General features: G+C 44.3%; 13 protein-coding genes. 6 read left to right on the forward strand and 7 right to left on the reverse strand.

The genetic code is table 11. The features are described from left to right. The first annotated feature begins 79 nt into the window (after positions 1–79). The 5 genes from WKF66_RS06600 (at position 80) to WKF66_RS06620 (ending at position 7,528) form a co-directional block, all read left to right on the forward strand. Positions 80–874 (forward strand): hypothetical protein, encoded by a 795-nt coding sequence (locus WKF66_RS06600; RefSeq protein ID WP_489673632.1) that lies wholly within the window; start codon positions 80–82, stop codon positions 872–874. 5 nt (positions 875–879) lie between these two features. Beyond that, the gene (locus WKF66_RS06605; RefSeq protein WP_489673633.1) at positions 880–3,321 is read left to right on the forward strand and encodes an alkaline phosphatase family protein; all 2,442 of its coding nucleotides are present in this window, start codon (positions 880–882) and stop codon (positions 3,319–3,321) included. A gap of 136 nt (positions 3,322–3,457) precedes the next feature. After that, on the forward strand, positions 3,458–5,194 hold the full coding sequence (locus tag WKF66_RS06610) for an alkaline phosphatase D family protein (protein ID WP_489673634.1): 1,737 nt from the start codon (positions 3,458–3,460) through the stop codon (positions 5,192–5,194). 9 nt (positions 5,195–5,203) lie between these two features. After that, positions 5,204–6,343 (forward strand): hypothetical protein, encoded by a 1,140-nt coding sequence (locus WKF66_RS06615; protein WP_489673635.1) that lies wholly within the window; start codon positions 5,204–5,206, stop codon positions 6,341–6,343. Between the two features lie 42 nt (positions 6,344–6,385). Continuing rightward, the gene (locus tag WKF66_RS06620) at positions 6,386–7,528 is read left to right on the forward strand and encodes a glycosyltransferase family 2 protein (RefSeq protein ID WP_489673636.1); all 1,143 of its coding nucleotides are present in this window, start codon (positions 6,386–6,388) and stop codon (positions 7,526–7,528) included. Positions 7,529–7,530: 2 nt separating this feature from the next. Here the strand turns inward: WKF66_RS06620 and WKF66_RS06625 are convergent, their stop codons facing one another. The 5 genes from WKF66_RS06625 to WKF66_RS06645 all read right to left on the reverse strand — a co-directional run bounded on the left by WKF66_RS06625 (position 7,531) and on the right by WKF66_RS06645 (position 13,540). Beyond that, positions 7,531–8,532, reverse strand: a complete 1,002-nt coding sequence (locus tag WKF66_RS06625) for a nucleoside hydrolase (protein ID WP_489673637.1) — start codon at positions 8,530–8,532, stop codon at positions 7,531–7,533. A 57-nt stretch (positions 8,533–8,589) separates the two neighbouring features. Next, positions 8,590–9,843 carry a PQQ-dependent sugar dehydrogenase gene (locus WKF66_RS06630; protein ID WP_489673638.1) on the reverse strand — a complete coding sequence of 418 codons (1,254 nt, stop codon included), beginning with the start codon at positions 9,841–9,843 and terminating at the stop codon, positions 8,590–8,592. A 98-nt stretch (positions 9,844–9,941) separates the two neighbouring features. Further along, entirely contained in the window at positions 9,942–10,985 is a 1,044-nt protein-coding gene (selD, locus tag WKF66_RS06635; RefSeq protein WP_489673639.1) for a selenide, water dikinase SelD, read from the reverse strand. Between the two features lie 2 nt (positions 10,986–10,987). After that, positions 10,988–12,019 (reverse strand): tRNA 2-selenouridine(34) synthase MnmH, encoded by a 1,032-nt coding sequence (mnmH, locus tag WKF66_RS06640; protein WP_489673640.1) that lies wholly within the window; start codon positions 12,017–12,019, stop codon positions 10,988–10,990. An 87-nt stretch (positions 12,020–12,106) separates the two neighbouring features. Beyond that, positions 12,107–13,540, reverse strand: coding sequence for a PQQ-dependent sugar dehydrogenase (locus tag WKF66_RS06645; protein WP_489673641.1), 1,434 nt, complete (start codon positions 13,538–13,540; stop codon positions 12,107–12,109). Positions 13,541–13,844: 304 nt separating this feature from the next. Here WKF66_RS06645 and WKF66_RS06650 point away from each other — a divergent pair, with 304 nt between their 5' ends. After that, positions 13,845–14,696 (forward strand): ThuA domain-containing protein, encoded by an 852-nt coding sequence (locus WKF66_RS06650; RefSeq protein ID WP_489673642.1) that lies wholly within the window; start codon positions 13,845–13,847, stop codon positions 14,694–14,696. An 8-nt stretch (positions 14,697–14,704) separates the two neighbouring features. Here the strand turns inward: WKF66_RS06650 and WKF66_RS06655 are convergent, their stop codons facing one another. Next, complete coding sequence (locus tag WKF66_RS06655; RefSeq protein WP_489673643.1) at positions 14,705–16,207, reverse strand: DUF7133 domain-containing protein; 1,503 nt, start codon at positions 16,205–16,207, stop codon at positions 14,705–14,707. Further along, positions 16,099–17,877, reverse strand: a complete 1,779-nt coding sequence (locus WKF66_RS06660; RefSeq protein ID WP_489673644.1) for a PVC-type heme-binding CxxCH protein — start codon at positions 17,875–17,877, stop codon at positions 16,099–16,101. The genes WKF66_RS06655 and WKF66_RS06660 overlap by 109 nt, the downstream gene beginning before the upstream one ends. Positions 17,878–17,879: the final 2 nt, after the last annotated feature.

Raw genomic sequence — 17,879 nt, forward strand, 5'->3', positions numbered from 1 at the left:
CAGAACTTAACCTAATCTTAACAGAAAGATTTTATTTAATTCATCGAAATAGTCGACTATAGCAGACTTAAAACACGTCATGAAAAAGCTTCTATTCCCCCTGTTAATGAGCCTCGGATTTTGGGCTACCGCACAGCAATCTGCCCAACCGTTTCTATATACCGTAAACTCACTTACCGGTGATGGCCCTCACTGGAATGTCCATTATTCAGGTAGTTACGGCGAGCACACTTCTGGCCAGTTTGGCTATGATGGAATGGGTCAACAGTTTGGAGTGAAAGGCTATCTTGGCAACCGGTTTACTTTATATGCGACAGCCTCTCTTGGTTTCGCGAACAGAGGCGGCGTGTCTTCCGCTCAGCAAGCAGAAGTGTTACGTGACTTCATTGGTGGTGGAAAAAGTAGCAATGGCTTTAGACTTGGTGCCAGCTTAGGCGCTAGCCGCGACTGGTCTAACGTCAAATCTGCCATAAGCAGGATCGTGATGTCTTTAGATCAGGAAAAATGGCGTGCTACGGGAAACCTTAGGTTTGAAAAGGCCTTCGACAGTAGCAGAGACAAACTAGACTTTATCAGCAGCCTGGGCTTTCAATACCGACTGTCGCCCGCCTTGTTCTTAGGTGTTGAAGCAATTGGTCAAGATTTAGAGGGGTTCTGGGAAGCGGACGAAGCTGAAGGAGGAGCAAAACTAATGGTAGGGCCTTCTTTGAACCTTGCCCCCTCCAATTCAAAACTTTCCTTTTCTTTTTCAGGTGGCCCAGTGTTTTACGCTACACGGAGCAACGCTATATCTTCATTAGCCATTCGTGAACTTGGCGATAATTCTAACGGATATTCCATTAGAGCTCTGGTAAACTTCAATCTATTCAAATAAACAGCATGAAACATTTATTCCTATTAATATTTGCAGTCTTTGTCTTAGTCGGACAGAGCTTTGCCCAACTTCCGGGTAAATCAGGGACAAGCAGCCAGATTCTTCTACCTAACGGATGGAAGTTAAGTCCGGCAGGTTCTTCTATACAGCTAGGCGACTTGCCACTTAACATGCAGCTAAGTTCCACAGGAAGATTTCTAGCAATAACGAACAATGGTCAAAGTACACAGTCGCTGCAACTGATCGATCCTAAGACCGAACGGATCATTGACGAACGGGTTCTCACTAAGTCCTGGTATGGATTGGCTTTCAGCAAGGACGAGCAGCATTTATATGCTTCGGGCGGCAATGACAACTGGATCCTTGATTTTAAAATTAAGAATGGACTTCTTGGTGATTGCGATACCATTAAACTCGGCCCCATATGGCCAAAGGGTAAGATCAGTCCTGCTGGTATTGTAGTTAACAAATTGAATACCAAACTGTATACCGTTACAAAAGAAGACAGTACTCTATACATCATCAACCCGGGACAAAAAAAGATCCTGGGTAAAGTACAGCTTCCTGCTATAGCCTACAGCTGCGTGTTATCCGCAGATGAAAGTAGACTTTATATCTCTCTTTGGGGAGGCAAGGCCATAGCCGTGGTTCAGGTCGCTACCGAGAAAATAACAAAGATTATCCCGGTTGGCGATCACCCAAACGAGCTACTTTTGAACAAGAAAGGAAACTTTCTTTTTGTTGCTAATGCCAGTGATAATACCGTATCAGTCATCAATACAGTGACGGGTAAGGTCATAGAAACGATTGCCACTACTCTTTATGCAACTCAGTTAACAGGTTCTACAACAAACGGTCTGGCCTTGAGCGCCAACGAGAAGAGCTTGTATATCGCCAATGCTGATAACAACTGCCTCGCCGTATTTGATGTAACTAAGCCCGGCAGCAGCTTAAGCCAAGGTTTTATCCCGGTAGGTTGGTATCCAACAAGCGTTAAAACTTTAGGTAACAAAATTCTGGTTACCAATGGAAAAGGAAATACTTCTCTACCTAATCCAAAAGGACCGCAGCCGATTTCTAAAGTAGACAACAGCGGCTATCATATGGGAAGTACTGCAAATAGCAGACTACAGTATATCGCAGGTTTATTCAAAGGAACGCTATCATTTATCAATGCTCCTAAGCCTGAACAGTTGAAAGCCTATACCAAACAGGTTTATGCCAACACCCCATTTACAGACAAGAAAACTACTGTAGCTGAGGGTGAAGCTGGCAATCCAATACCACGCAGGGCCGGAGAGAAATCGCCTATAAAACACGTGTTTTACATTATAAAAGAAAACCGTACTTATGATCAGGTCCTGGGCGACTTGCCACAAGGTAACGGAGATTCATCCTTATGTCTTTTTGGTAGGAAGATTACTCCTAACCACCATGCACTTGCAGAGAAATTTGTATTGCTTGATAATTTTTATGTTGATGCCGAGGTAAGTGCGGATGGTCACAACTGGAGTATGGCAGCTTATGCTACGGACGTGGTTGAGAAAACCTGGCCAACAAGTTATGGTTCGCGTGGCGGTTCGACAACGTTTGAGGGCGGCCGACCGGTGACTTATCCAAAAGGCGGTTTTATCTGGGACTACTGCCAGCGTGCGGGTGTTTCTTACCGAAGCTACGGAGAATTTGGTGCTTACGCGAAAGCTAATATCAAGTCACTGCAAGGACACATGTGTGCACAATCGCCAGGTTTTGATATGGATATTACTGATCAGGTGAGAGTTGACGCCTGGGAACATGACTTTGATTCTTTGCTGATTGCAGGTGCAGTACCTCAATTTAGTACCCTCAGAATTTCTAATGACCATACCAGTGGGCAAAAGAAAGGTAAGGTATCCCCGCAGGCAGCAGTGGCTGATAATGATTTGGCTGTCGGCCGGATCATCGAGCATTTGTCCCACAGTAAGGTATGGAAGGAATCAGTCGTATTTATTCTAGAAGATGATGCACAAAACGGTCCTGACCACGTAGATGCGCATCGCTCAGCAGCTTTTGTTGTAGGCCCCTACGTTAAACGAGAAGCGGCTGTACATACTATGTACTCAACTTCTGGTTTTCTAAGAACGATGGAACTGATCCTCGGACTGCCACCAATGAGCCAATATGATGCCGGTGCAGTGCCGCTTTATGAGTGCTTTACCAGCAAGCCGGATTTCACACCTTTTACCCTTATAAAGCCTTCGATAAATCTGGATACCAGAAACGTTGCCGTCAATGAAAGCAGCAGGCGCTCTGAGCTATTCAATTTTGCCATGGAAGATGCTGCGCCTGACCTCGATCTTAACGAAGTAGTTTGGAAATCCGTAAAGGGAGAGCATAGCATTATGCCTGCACCGAAGCGAAGTGCGTTTGTCATCCTTGAGAAGAAAAAGAAAGATGACGATGACTAAGGAACCATTTGGTTTATTACTTTTTGTCGCTTAAATTAGGTTTAGCAAACCATGCAAAGTTCATTGTTAACGATAGGATTACGTAGGGTTCACTCAGAGAAAACTTTCCTGAGATATCTTAGCTAAATATCAAACTATGAACTCAAAACATGTACTTGAAACATTAAGTCGCAGGAAGTTTCTAAGAAATTCTGCTATTGCTGCAACCGGAGCCTTTTTACTGCCCTCTGCCCTTGCTGGCTGCAAAAAGAAGGATGGTGAGAAAGATGTTATTTATGACGGACAAGGTTTTTACGAAGGTGTGGCAAGTTTCGACCCTTCACAAAACAGGGTAATTCTTTGGACTCGGTACACCCCTGCGAATCAGGAATCTGGCAAGCCGATTATATTACTGGATGTTGCCAAAGATAAAGATTTCAAGAGTTTGGTAGTCAGCCAATCTGTTCAGGCAGATACCAAAAGCGACAATACCGTTTATGTCGATGTAAGTAACTTAACATCGAATACTAAATATTACTACCGTTTTCGTTCCGATACAAGTAAAGCTGTTTCTGTAATCGGAGAAACAAAGACGCTGCCTGCTGCAGGACAAAGTTCTGAGGTAAAGATGGCGGTCGTCTCCTGCGCTAATTTCCAGTCGGGCTTATTTAACGTATACGGAGCTGTAGCTGAGTCAGACGCTGACTTTGTTGTTCACCTGGGAGATTATATTTACGAATATCAGGCTGGGGGTTATGGAACTGATCCTGCAACTGCAGCGCTTAACCGCGGCCATAAACCTGTTGGCGAAATCTTTACGATTGCCGATTACAGGGAACGTTATCGTCAATACCGCAGCGATAAGCAATTGCAAAAAGCACATCAAATGAAACCTTTCATCTGTGTATGGGATGACCACGAGATTGCGAATGACGCTTACAAAGATGGCGCTCAGAATCATCAGGCAAATGAAGGCGATTTCAATACCAGGAAAATGAGTGCCATACAGGTATGGCATGAATACTTACCTGCCCGTGTAACAGACAACGCTAAAATATACCGCAATTTTGAGATTGCTGGCATCGTTAACCTTGTCATGTTAGACACCCGTATTGTTGGTCGCGACAAACAGATCAGTTATGGTGACTACCTGACCCAGACAGGTCTAAACACCAATGCCTTTTTAGCTGCCTGGCAAAATCCACAACGGACCATTCTTGGAGTAGAACAAAAGAACTGGCTAAGCGGCAAACTATCAGGCAGTACAGCCAAGTGGCAGGTTCTTGGTAACCAGGTGCTGATGGGAAAAATGTATATGCCTGCCGAATTGCTTTTAATGGTGGCACAGATTACTTCGGGATCCACAGATCCTGCACTACTTGCGCAGTTCAATACGGTAATGACTCAATTAGTAATTATCAAAACCCGATTACTGAAAAACGATCCAACCTTAACAGCAGCTGAAAAAGCCAGGGTAGAAACTGTTCTTCCTTACAACCTTGATGCTTGGGATGGCTACCCTGTTGAGCGGGAAGCAGTTTATGTTGCTGCAAATGGAAAAAAGCTGATTTCACTGGCTGGGGACACGCACAATGCCTGGTACTCAGATCTAAAGGACGTCAGCGGACGCAAAGTTGGAGCTGAGTTTGCTACGGCTTCAGTTTCTTCGCCAGGTTTTGAAGCGATCTTTGGCTCCAATACAGCAACAGTCGCAGGTTTCGAACAGGCAATTGCTCTACTCATCAACGACTTGCAATATCTCGATGCAACAAAAAGAGGCTATGTGATGGCTTCCTTTACAGCCAGTCAGGCAAAATCTGAATGGAGGTACGTGAATACGATCGCAACAGAAAATACTGCAGTAATTATTGGAAAGACCGCTACAGAAGCATAAATTAAAGCAATGAAATACATCACCTCTGTTCTGCTGGCGTTACTTACGATGACAACGACGGGCTGGTCGCAGCAGATCAAACTTCCTGATTCCATATACTCGGGTAGAAAAGGCAACTTTCATGTACAGGGTGTGGTTGTAGATCAAAAGAATGGTTTTGTGTATTTCTCCTTTACCGACAAACTAGTAAAAACGGATTTGTCTGGAAAAATGATAGGGAGCGTAACCGGGCTGGTCGGGCATCTGGGTGATCTGGATATGACGAAAGATGGGAAAGTTTACGGCTCCTTGGAGTATAAAAATGACGCCATAGGTAAGGGTATCCAGAAGAAGCTGGGTTCGAAGCCCATTCATGAAGATGGGTTTTATGTTGCAATTTTCGATGTTGCTGCCATTATCCGTCCAGATATGAATGCAGAAAAAGAAGATTTGTTGCGCACCGTATTTATTAAAGAAGCAACTGATGATTATAATGCTGAAGTAACTGATGGAGGTGCGAAGGTCTTACACCGTTTTGCCTGTTCTGGCATTGATGGAATAGCTTTCGCACCTGCAATCGGTTCTAAAGCATCTGGCAAAGAATATTTATACGTTGCATATGGCATATATGGAGATAATAAAAGGACGGACAATGACCAGCAGGTGATCTTGAAGTATGACGTTAGTGATTGGGGGATGTATTCCAGGAAACTTTCACAGGAGACACTTCACCGTTCAGGACCAGACCAGCCGATGGACAAATACTTCGTTAAGACTGGTAATTCTAAATATGGCATACAAAACCTCGCTTACGATTCTCAAACTGGTTACCTGTTTGCAGCAGTGTATCGTGGATCAAAGCCTGCCTTCCCAAATTACGACCTTTTTGTCATAGATGCTACGAAGAAACCTGTCGAGGGTTTCATTAAGTCAGATAACAAAACACTTAAAGTAAAAACACTTCCACTATTGGAAGCGGGGGAAAAAGATCCGGTGTCTGGCATCAGGGGCTGGCATTTTCCATGGGGCTCGACGGGTTTATGGCCTATCGGTGATGGCACATTTTACATCTCTCATCCTGCAAAAACCAAAGAGGGAGAACAAGAAAGCACTCTATTCAGATACCAATGGCTTGGCGACGATGAAAAGGCATTCGATCTGTTTAAATAGTTTTTAAAAACTAAACGAGGAAAGGAGGGTTGTGTCAAAGAAATGGTATTGCTTCTTATTATTGTCACCTTTACTTTCTTAATTCTCAGGCTTCTGGTAGCCGGTTACAACTATTTCAGCGCTCCAGTGCTTAAATCGCGGCCCTTTGTGTTTTCTAGCTTAGTTTCTATTCTGGTTCCAGCACGGGATGAGGAACATAACATCAGAAGACTGCTTAACTCTTTATTGGTACAGAAAGGCGTTTCGTTGGAGATTATCGTTCTGGATGACCACTCGGTGGACCGCACCAGGGCAATAGTCGAGGAATATTCCAATAAACATTCCAACATTAAGCTTTTACCCGGACAAGCATTACCAGAGGGATGGACAGGAAAGAACTTCGCTTGCCACCAGTTGGCTCAAGCGGCGAACGGCCGTTATCTGGTATTTCTGGACGCAGATGTAGAATTACATCCTGAACTGATCACTAGTGGTATTCAGCAAATGCGGACCAAGAATCTTTCTCTTCTCAGCTTATTTTGTAAGCAGCAGATTCACACATTCGGTGAAAAGATCACTGTACCGCTAATGAATTATTTACTCTTTACATTGCTCCCTATTAGGCTAATAGAGAGCCATTCCTATCCCATCTTTTCCGCAGCTTGTGGACAATTCATGATGTTTACTGCCGAGAACTATCAACATTATAAATGGCATAATCGTGCTCGGGGAAGAATTACAGAAGATTTGGCTATTATGAAGATGGTAAAGCAAAACGGCGAAAAGGGGGAAGGTTTATTGTCTGGAAACTTAATGACTTGTCGAATGTACACTGGTTTTGCAGACGCGGTAAACGGGTTCAGTAAGAATTTTATTACGCCATTTAATGACAGCATTTCATTATTCCTGATTTTTTTAGCTATTGTTATTGTAGGGCCTATACTTATTCTGAGCAGCACTGATCCATACATGATCGCTGGACTACTTTTAATTCTCACGCTTATTCGATTCTTCACAGGTAGATTATCTGGAGAAAAGATTTGGCAGATACTTCTACATCCTTTACAAATGTCTAGCCTGCTCTACATCGGGTTGGTTTCCGTCTATCGCCGCTGCACCAAATCGGTCAGTTGGAAAGGAAGAACCCTTCCAGTAACAAAGGCTGATAAAGACCATGCATTCAGGGAACAGAACGTTTTAAGCTAAACTTACTTCTTTACTTCAAAGCGCATCAATTCATCTAAAACTTCCTCCACCTTTTTGTAAGGGTACTTGTGGGAGAGAAAATAATGATTCGCATTTTTATCAGCATTCCAGGTATTATTTCCGTCTTTGTCCACTTCGAATTTACCAGGTCCATTTACATAAAAATATCTTGCAGGGTCTCTGATTGCACACAGCACTGCCGTTTGATCCCAGGACTGTCTGTTTTGTTCTTCTTTTTCTGTGTAGGTTCGTAAGTTATAAGCATAACCCCACGCAACTGGACTTCCTACGGAGCCTTGTTTTGCCACTTTACCTCCGGTGAAAATTCTATCTCCAATTTCATACCCACTAAATAAGATAGGCTTTGGCCACTTGTTGATCGCATTCTCCGATGCAGCCGCATCCTTTAATACATTGAATTCTCTTCCTTGAGGAAAACTGCCTGCCATCGCCACCCAATTCTTAACCTTCTTCTTTACCAGATCCAAACCGTTCAGTTTAGAAAACTTGTCAGGAACAGAATTGAGTAAGTCACTAATGTTTGAAAGGAACCCCACAGTGACTATGGTTACACTGTTGTCTTCTTCACTGGCTAATATCTGACGATAAATATCCACAGCCTTTGGGTATTGCTTCTGTTTTAGCACTTCTTTTTTAAAATGGCTAAGCATTGCTTCATTCCACTTGTTTCCACTCGGGAAGTTTGGAGCGTTCGGTCCTGGAATCCCTATCGGAATGTTTGGTCTGTTAAAGTAAACATTGAAAAGTTCAATTGCAGGCGAGATTGAGACGTGGCCATCACTAGCGACGGTTGCCAAAATTTCACACTCTCCTTTTGCTGCAAGTGCATGCAAAACTGCAATAGCCCCTATGTCGTCATAGTCAGGCCCCATGTCCGTATCAAAAATTATTCTTGGTATTTGAGATTTAGCGACAACCGAGGCTGAAGACTTGAAACTCCAAAAAAGAACAGTATACAACAAAACAATACTCCAAGACTTCATCACTTTGATATTTGGTATACCAAGTTAATGATTTTGAATGATGTTTATGACTATTTATTATTGCTTATCAATTCGATATAATCTTCCTTGATCAGTGATCGCATACAACGCGCCATCGATACCTTGGGTGATGTCTCTGAAACGCTGACCTTCTTTTTCGAGTAATCGCTCTTCTCCTACTACCTTATCGTTTTCGATAGCCAGGCGCACAATATGCATACCGCTAAGACTACCTATGAAAAGATTGTTTTGCCATTCAGGCACTTTGTTACCACTATAGAACGTCATTCCACTAGGTGAAACCACTGGGTCCCAGTAATAAACCGGTTGTTGAAGCCCGTTGCGTTGCTGTATGCCTTCGCCAACTTTCTCACCACTATATTCCAGACCGTAGCCAATGATTGGCCAGCCATAATTGGCTCCTGCCTGAAGTTTATTAATCTCATCACCACCTTTAGGTCCATGCTCACCTTGCCAAATGGCACCACTTGACGGCTGAATAGCTAACCCTTGTGGATTTCTGTGTCCGTAAGAATATATTTCTGGTCTCGCATCTACCTGGCCCACAAAAGGGTTACCCGCAGCAGGTTGCCCCTCCCTGGTAATTCTAATGACCTTACCTAATCCTGAAGTTAAGGACTGGGCATCTGGACGGGTCACTAAATCTGAACGCTCACCGGTACTAGCCAGGAGATTGCCGCTTCGATCAAATACTACCCTTCCTCCGTAGTGAAGGGTTCCAGAATATGCGGGAGTGGCTCGGTAAATGATGGTGACACTTTCCAAGTTTCGTTCGTCATTAGATAATCTTCCCTTTCCTATTGCTGTAACGTTACCACTTGTTGATGGCTGGGAGAAAGACCAATAGACCATTCTGTTACTAGCAAAGTCGGGATCTAGACACAAGCCTAAAAGTCCACCCTGCCCGACCGAATTAACTGCAGGTAAGCCTGAAATCGGTTCCCCGATTGCGCCTGTCGTGCTAACAATACGCATATTCCCGACTTTTTCATTGATAAGAAATTTCCCTCCCGGAAGTGCTGCAATCCCCCATGGACTTTTAAGCGCTGTGGTCAATATTTCTGAGCGGTATGCAGTATTGGTTTTCATGCCATCAACCCGTGTCTGGCCTGCAAATGCAGGCTTGTATTTGGAATTTGCAGGCAATGTTTCCACGGGTGCTGTTGTCGTACCCGGAGATGGTGTTTCGGGATTTTCCCCGGAATTCTTATTGTCCGAACATCCATTTAATGCCAGGACGGTTAGACCTGCCACAATTACGTTTCTGAGTTGTTGATAGTTAGTTTTCATAAGTTCTAATGCTTCGTCCTGATAATTAAACACATCAACGCAGAATTGGTTTGCAGCTAGCGTTTGGAAATCAATGCAGAGGAACTCAAATACTTAAACTATAATACTTTAATCAGGTGTTCGCCTTTCTTATCTTCTAACCAACCAAAAGGGATGAGGTGAACTTCATCAAGTCCATGCTGCCCTAAAATCTTTTCGAACTCTTCGATAAAATCCTGAGAAACGGCGACAAGCAGGCCTCCACTAGTCTGTGGATCGGCCAACACCGATCTTTGGAAATCACTTAGTTTATGCACCTTATGACCATAGCTATTCCAATTTCTCTCCGTACCTCCTGGAAAACAGTTCTGCTCCAGGTAACGTGATACAGAAGGGATAACTGGAACTTTTTCAAACTCAATTACTGCAGATAAGCCGCTGCCCTCGCACATCTCGGCAAGGTGCCCAAGTAAACCAAAGCCAGTCACGTCGGTCATCGCTTTTACCCCGGGTAGCTTACCAAACGTTTCTCCGAGTTTGTTCAGTGTTGTCATGCTGTTTAAAGCAATGGTGGCATCTTCAGGCCTTAATATGCCTCGCTTTTGTGCCGTAGATAAAATGCCTACGCCAAGGGCTTTAGTTAGGTATAGTTTACAACCTGAGGTAGCAGTTGAATTCTGCTTCAAACAACTAATTTCAACTAAGCCATTTACTGAAAGTCCGAACACCGGCTCCGGACAATCAATGCTGTGTCCACCAGCGAGGACGATCCCCGCTTCCGCACAAACCGAACGCGCCCCTTCGAGAACTCTTTGGGCGACCTCTGCAGGAAGCTTGTTTATCGGCCATCCTAAGATAGCAATTGCCATCACTGGCTTGCCTCCCATTGCATAAACGTCACTGATTGCGTTTGCAGAGGCGATTCTTCCGAAGTCGTAAGGATCGTCTACGATCGGCATGAAGAAATCAGTTGTCGAGATCAGTCCTGTACCATTACCTAAATCAAATACCGCAGCATCATCACGTTTATCATTCCCTACGAGCAATCGACTATCGATCACGGCTGGCACGTTCGTATGTAATATTTTATCTAGCACTGCAGGACTGATTTTACAGCCACAACCGGCACCATGAGAATATTGTGTAAGCTTAATTTCTTCCATTCTTATTTCTTGTTTGATTCTACTGAAGTCAGAACCTTTTTCGCATTAAAAGCGACATCAGCAGCCTCAAGTTGAACAGCAATAATCTTTGTCAACTCACGCTTTTTCAACCCGGCGCTATAGGTCTTGTCATAATATACGAGCAGCAGACTTACAAAATCCTCCATTCTATTTTCTTCAATTGCGATTATTGCATTTTTTGTTTGCTCTGGTCCCAATCGTTTCCGGATCCTTTCTGTACAAGTGATCAAGAAATCTTTATCAAGTGCGCCATACTCCTTTGCTAAGGCCGTTATACGCTGTGATAACGGAGTTTCAATCTTGAAAACCATTGAACTTCTCATTTGATTCCAAAATGGTTTTGGAATGCATAGCTTACCAATGGTAAGACTTTCATCCTCAACCCAAATACGTTTAAGAGAGTCACACTTCGCCAAACGCAGCGCCATATCATTCTCGAACTGTTCTTGCGTTGGCTGAACCAAACAGTTCATGGTACCATAAGAAGAACCCTGGTGTTGCGCAAGCTCTTCAAGATCCAAAACCTGCTCATTCATACGGCCCAACTGATGGAGTAGTTTTGTCTTGCCCGATCCAGTCATGCCTCCTAAGACGGTTAGATGGTAAGTCTTGCTGAACTGTTCTAAAGTCCAATTCCGAAACTTTTTATAACCACCCTCAATTAGATACACTTCGAAGCCGTAGAGATTGAATGCCCATGCCATAGCACCACTTCGCATTCCTCCCCTCCAACAATGGACAGCTATTACTTTCGAAGGTGCAATTCTTAGAGCTTCTTTAATAAATTGAGACCATTTGTTCCCCGTCAAATCAAAACCCAGTAGTATCGCCTCTTCCCTACCAACCTGCTTATAAGTCGTACCAACTTTCACACGCTCCTCATTACTAAATATTGGGATATTGAAAGCACCGGGAATCTTGCCCTGCGCAAATTCTGCTGGTGTGCGTACATCGACTAAAGGAACTGGTTTTTCCAGGGATAAAAAGTTACTAATCGATATCTGTTTTATCATGATCAGGATTTGCGATAAAGATGCAAAATATCAAGACCATCCAAATCATGTTCTTAAAATTAAGACACGCTTAATTAGCTGTGATTATTATTCCGGCTTAAGTCTTAAAACCGCATCAGGCGAATTCGTTAATACGTACAATGCGCCATCTGGCCCCATACAAACGTCTCTTATCCGGCCATACCCTTTTAACAGAATCTCCTGCTCTTTAACCTGATCCCCATCAATAACTAACCTTCTTAACTCTTCAAATTTTAATGCTCCTACCAGCAGATCGTTTTGCCATGCAGGGAACAATTTTCCACCATTGAAGGCAATAGCGCTAACCGCAATAGACGGCGTCCAGTAGGTGATCGGCTGCTCCATTCCTTCTTTTTGAGTCAGGTCTGAGACCTTACTTCCACTGTAATCGATTCCATACGTGATGATCGGCCATCCATAATTTGCGCCTTTTTTAATGATGTTCAATTCATCACCTCCTTGTGGACCATGCTCTGTAGCATAGATCAGTCCGGTTTTTGGATGCTGAGCAAGACCTTGAGCATTTCGATTACCATAGCTGTAAATGGCCCCGAGAACCCCCGACCGATTATAAAAGGGATTATCTTTTGGTATAGTTCCATCCTTGTTTATCCGATATATTTTTCCAGCAGGTCTGGATAGGATTTGAGCATCTTTCGCCCGATCCATATCGCCGATCGTAAAATATAAATACCCAGCTTTGTCAAACATAAAGCGACAGCCCCATCTTGTACCTCCCTGGACCAGCAAAGAATCGTTTACTTGAAACAACGCTTGTTCTTCCAGCCACCGATGCCCTTTCACCTTTCCACGAACAACCTTAGTCATCCCTGCTGTTCTTTTGTCGGGATTGTTTGCCCGGTTATGACTATACGCAAGGTATACCCATCCATTTTTAGCGTATTGCGGATCGACAATAATGTCCATCATTCCACCAACCTGATCGGACGCGTAGCTTTTTGGAATCCCTACTACCTGCTGGGTGTCCAATTTCCCATTGATCATCCAGTGTAGCTCCCCTTTATTGCCTGTAATTAAAGCCCTTTTTGCATCAACAAAAGTGATCCCCCATGGTCGCTCTAAGCCCTGTATAATTAGTCGTTCAATTTTAAGCTTATAGTGTTTTGTGTTTATTTCTGAAGGCTTTTCAGTCTTTGGTTGGGCAAGCTCCGGCGACTTCCTTACCGCCAGAATGTAGTCCGTAACGGATGCGATTTCTTTTTCAGTGATCACTCCAGCCCACTTCATCATTTCAGTTCCAGGTATCCCATTATGGACGGTGCGGAGTATCGATTGTCGATCCGTTCCGTGCTTGAGTTCTTTGTTCAAAAGCGAAGCTGCCGCAGCACCTTCAAGTTGTTTGCCATGGCAGCCTGCGCAATAAGTCTGGTAAACTAAAGCACCCTCTTTGATTGGAACAGGCTTTTCCTGACTATAGCCCGAAAGGTCTATCGCCACTTGGAGCAGGAAAATCAGCAAACAACTTCGGTTTATTTTCATTCTGTGATTTTAGTTAAATTTTGGCAGGTTTTACAACCCCCCCGCCATCCTGAATTTATTTCAGGACCTCGGCCCAGCGATGCCACCTAGTCCGAGGTCCCGGTCTTCACCGGGATGACGATCGGATAAGGATGATCGCATAAAGACGATCGGATAATAACGGTCGCATAAACCTACCTGTCACGGAACTAACATTGTATGACTGCGATAGTTTTGTTAAGCTCACCTCAAAACCGTTTCTCTTGCTTTTTACCTTTATAATCTTATTTTTGATAACAACGACGCAAAACCAAAAACGACGATCATGAAAAACTTTGGCTTAGTTACATTGCTACTCTTCCTGTTCAGCTCTTTTCATGCGTTGGCTCAAACTAAGCTAAAAAAACCAGTGGTCGTTTTTGTGACCGGAGATCACGAGTACAGCAGCGAAGCGACGATGCCCCTCTTTGCGGCCGAGTTGGAGAAGAATTACGGAATGAGAACAATCGTATTAAAGTCTTCACCTAACCACAACTCAGAAGAAAACATCCCTGGTTTAGAGGTGCTTAAAGATGCTGACCTGGCTATATTTTTTCTTCGCTGGAGACGTTTACCAGAGGACCAGCTTAAATATATAGAAGATTATATGAAGTCTGGTAAGCCAGTAGTTGGCTTTAGAACCAGCACACATGCATTCAATTTTCCAGCAGGCCATGTTTCTGAGAAATGGAACAGCTTCGCCGAACTCGCTTTTGGTGCGCCGGGCGGTTGGGGAAAAGGTGGTCATACGCACTACGGACATAATTCGACTACTGATGTATCCATCATTGCTAATCAAAGCAAACATCCTATACTCACAGGTGTAGCTCCCACGTTTCATGCAGCTTCCTGGTTGTATCATGTTCTACCTGACTATCCAGTAAAAGGCTCGACTTGGTTGCTGATGGGGAAATCAGTGAATCCAGACAAGGCTGCCATAGAGAACCCGGTTGCATGGACGTGGAAAACAGCAGCTGGTGGGAGATCGTTCATGACAACTTTAGGCCATCCTCAGGACTTTAATGACCCATCCCTTCAGCGGCTGGTAATAAATGCAATTCACTGGTCATTAGGAAAGCCCGTCCCTAAAACATGGGCGGGTAAGATAGACATGAATGTTCCATACAGACAACCTTAATACCTTTCTTAATTTTCGAGTGGATGCAGCTTAAGCAATTCAGCGGGTGCATAAAAACCTTTTTTAGCTTTAGTAGCAAGCCTGATCGCCTTCACTCTTCCCGCACTGACAGTTGAGGATTGGTTGCCAAAGGAATTTCTCACGTAAGTTGCGACTGCTGCTACTTCATCATCTTTGAGCATTCCACCAAATGGAGTCATTGGAACCTGCCCAGCGTAATCTTGTCCGTTCACTTTGATTGGTCCATGTAAACCACTGAGAATAATTTTTATTAACCGGTCTTCACTGCCTGTAACCCATTTGGTTTCGGAAAGCGGTGGAAATCCTGAGGCCGGAAGGCCTTTACCATCGGGTTGATGGCAAGTAGTACAATATCCTTCTTTAGAAAAGATCGCTTTGCCTTTAACGTAAGAAGCACGACCAGCGCCCTGAAGCCCGGTCTCTGGCGTTGATTCTTTCTTTTCGGTTACAGATCTGTCGTTCAGGTGCGCTAAAGCCGTTTCATAAGCTGCACGCATCCAATCGTCAATTGGTGCTTTACTTGCTACATTGAGTATTGCCAATCCACGGTCTTTTTTCAACCAGGAAGCGGTAGTAATCGCTTCAAGCCTTACTCGACCATGAACATCCGCAGCCGCCTGAAATAGAAGTTCCTGCTGATCTTTGACCTGATGTCCGGTATACCGAAGCACGCGTACCGCAGCAGCTCGGGCATGGTAATCCTTCGCTTTCAGCAATTGCTGTAGAAGTTGCTGGTCTACATGATTCAGTCCCCAACTTACCCAAAGTGCTTCTAAAAGGTGATGTTCATATCTCGGGTCAGCTTTATCTAACGCTGCTGCCCAAGCACTTAGAAGCGGCGATACTTGAGCGCTTTCGCGACCACGAAGCTCTGCCCTTGTTCTATATCTTGTTCTGTATTCCGGCAATTTAAGGTTTTCCAATAACGTCTTGATCTCCGCGCCAGCAATAACAGCTGGTTTAACTAAAGGCCGGGAAGGGTAAGTTATGCGATAAATACGACCATGCACGTGATCTCTCAATGGATCGCGGGCATTGTGTTGCATATGACCGATAAGAATATTATGCCAGTCGGCCACATACAATGAACCGTCCGGAGCGAACTCCATATCTACTGGTCTAAAGTTCCTATCGGAAGCGACCAACAAATCCTGTCTGTGCCTGCTCTTGTATCCAGTCCCTTCATCTTTCAAAGTATGCTCTTTGGTTCCTAAAAAGCCAATGGTGTTGTTAATTAGAAAATCACCCTGCAGCTCGTCCGGAAAGTGGCGACTGGAAACAAACTCCAGGCCGGAGGTTGGCCTCACACGATGATCAGCTTGCAGTAGATCGCGGGACACCTCAGTTTCTTCGCCATATCTCGACTTTACACTTACTGGCATCATCCAACGAACATCAGGACTTGACGTCTCCGCATAAAAATTTTGTCCCCAATCGTCAAACGCGATCCCCCATGGATTAGGAACATAAGGCTGAGCAGTACGCTCCAAATGTCTACGCTGAGGGTTGTAGCGGTAAAAGCCGCCATTCGTAGCGCGTACAGACCATAAGACGTCTCCACACTGGTATGCAGGAATACCCCTTCCCCCATGTATATTGCCCCTGACGGATCAGCGGCGAAAGCGTGAATGTTATGGTGGGTATCATGGTCGTCAAAACCACTCAGCAAAATCTCTTTGCGATCTGCTTTCCCATCGCCGTCCATATCCTTGAGCAGCGTAAAGTTTGTGCCCTGAGATAGATATACCCCCTCCGCTGTAATCTCAAATCCGAGTGGGAGGTGAAGCACCTCAGCAAAAACAGTCTGCTTATCTGCCTTGCCATCGTTATCTGTATCTTCCAATATAATCAGCTTGTCATTCGGCTTTTGGTCACCCGGTTTATAATGCGGATAGCTAGGCATGGTAGCTACCCATAACCGCCCTTTAGTATCGAAGCTGATCTGACATGGCTTAGCCAGGTCTGGAAACTCCTGTTCGGAGGCAAAAAGTTCTATTTTAAACCCGTCGGCGACCTTCAACTTGCTAATGGCTTCCTTTCCAGATAAGTATCCCATTTTCTCGGAAGGTCCTGGCGTATAATTCGTTTTAACCGTTGGTATAGGCGTTGTTCTCTTATCTGCTGCAGCAAGGTCCATGCGCTGACCGTTTGAAGCCATCCAGATCGCGGTATCCCTAATCGTAGCTAATTCCCTTAGCTTCCTGATTTCTGCGGGATAGTTATCAGGGCCAAAAGGATCGTACCTGCGGCCGTATGCATGGACTCCATTAGGTATCTTGAAATCGTTGTGCCACATCCAGTTCTTCTCTTGTACTGCCTCTCGCACCATAGCTCTGTTGGGTTCAGATTTGACACCTGACTTACCAAATACAAGATCCGACAGCAGCGGTGCGAACCGTAAATAACCATCATCGCTTAACTGTGAACCGTCTATAGTCAGCGGACTCTGCGCATCCTCAAACCATTTTTTAGTAACCGTATAGGTATCGGCAAAGCGTACATAGTTACTGGTGGCTACTTCCTTCATTGCTGCCGAATACAGTGAAAGGTTTATATTCTCTTGCTTACCATTAGGAAGGTCGTATCGGGCAGATAAATCTTCGAATGCTATAGGCGAAACTATCACCAGCTGTGGAATGGCGTGGCCATTGTATTGTTGCTTTAGCGTGTGCTTGATAAAAGAATCGAGTTCTGCTTTATAGTTTTCAAGGCCCTTAGGGCCAGAAAAAGATTCATTATATCCAAAAAACGCAATAATGATATCCGCTTTCAATCGTGCAAGCCACTCATCTTCTGTTTCAAAAAAACCTTGACTATCTGAGGGATGTGCTAATTCTGTCTGAAACTTTTCTGCACCTGGGAAGGCCCATGGAGAAATCCGGCTGGCATGAGGACGAAACCCGGGCGTATTACCACCATCACACATGTTTCTAATGAAAAGGTTAAGGTCTGGATATCTCAAGTGCATTTCCGTTTCGAAATGTCCATAATTCATCATTCTTGAGCCAAGGTTATTGCCAATCAATACGATACGGGCGTTCTTTCTCAAGGTCAGCGCAGGTGGCTCCAGGTTTGTGAATTGTATGGTCACAAAGGCGACCAGCCAAACTGCCATAATTCTGAGTCCAATTCTAAGCGCTATATTTAATCTCTTCTTCATTT

The sequence above is a fragment of the Pedobacter sp. genome, assembly GCF_037719805.1.
Lineage (GTDB): Bacteria > Bacteroidota > Bacteroidia > Sphingobacteriales > Sphingobacteriaceae > Pedobacter.

Coding starts and splice junctions, on each gene's coding strand:
- WKF66_RS06600 (WP_489673632.1), top strand. CDS start 80: ATGAAAAAGCTTCTATTCCCCCTGTTAATGAGCCTCGGATTTTGGGCT.
- WKF66_RS06605 (WP_489673633.1), top strand. CDS start 880: ATGAAACATTTATTCCTATTAATATTTGCAGTCTTTGTCTTAGTCGGA.
- WKF66_RS06610 (WP_489673634.1), top strand. CDS start 3,458: ATGAACTCAAAACATGTACTTGAAACATTAAGTCGCAGGAAGTTTCTA.
- WKF66_RS06615 (WP_489673635.1), top strand. CDS start 5,204: ATGAAATACATCACCTCTGTTCTGCTGGCGTTACTTACGATGACAACG.
- WKF66_RS06620 (WP_489673636.1), top strand. CDS start 6,386: ATGGTATTGCTTCTTATTATTGTCACCTTTACTTTCTTAATTCTCAGG.
- WKF66_RS06625 (WP_489673637.1), bottom strand. CDS start 8,532: ATGAAGTCTTGGAGTATTGTTTTGTTGTATACTGTTCTTTTTTGGAGT.
- WKF66_RS06630 (WP_489673638.1), bottom strand. CDS start 9,843: ATGAAAACTAACTATCAACAACTCAGAAACGTAATTGTGGCAGGTCTA.
- selD (WP_489673639.1), bottom strand. CDS start 10,985: ATGGAAGAAATTAAGCTTACACAATATTCTCATGGTGCCGGTTGTGGC.
- mnmH (WP_489673640.1), bottom strand. CDS start 12,019: ATGATAAAACAGATATCGATTAGTAACTTTTTATCCCTGGAAAAACCA.
- WKF66_RS06645 (WP_489673641.1), bottom strand. CDS start 13,540: ATGAAAATAAACCGAAGTTGTTTGCTGATTTTCCTGCTCCAAGTGGCG.
- WKF66_RS06650 (WP_489673642.1), top strand. CDS start 13,845: ATGAAAAACTTTGGCTTAGTTACATTGCTACTCTTCCTGTTCAGCTCT.
- WKF66_RS06660 (WP_489673644.1), bottom strand. CDS start 17,877: ATGAAGAAGAGATTAAATATAGCGCTTAGAATTGGACTCAGAATTATG.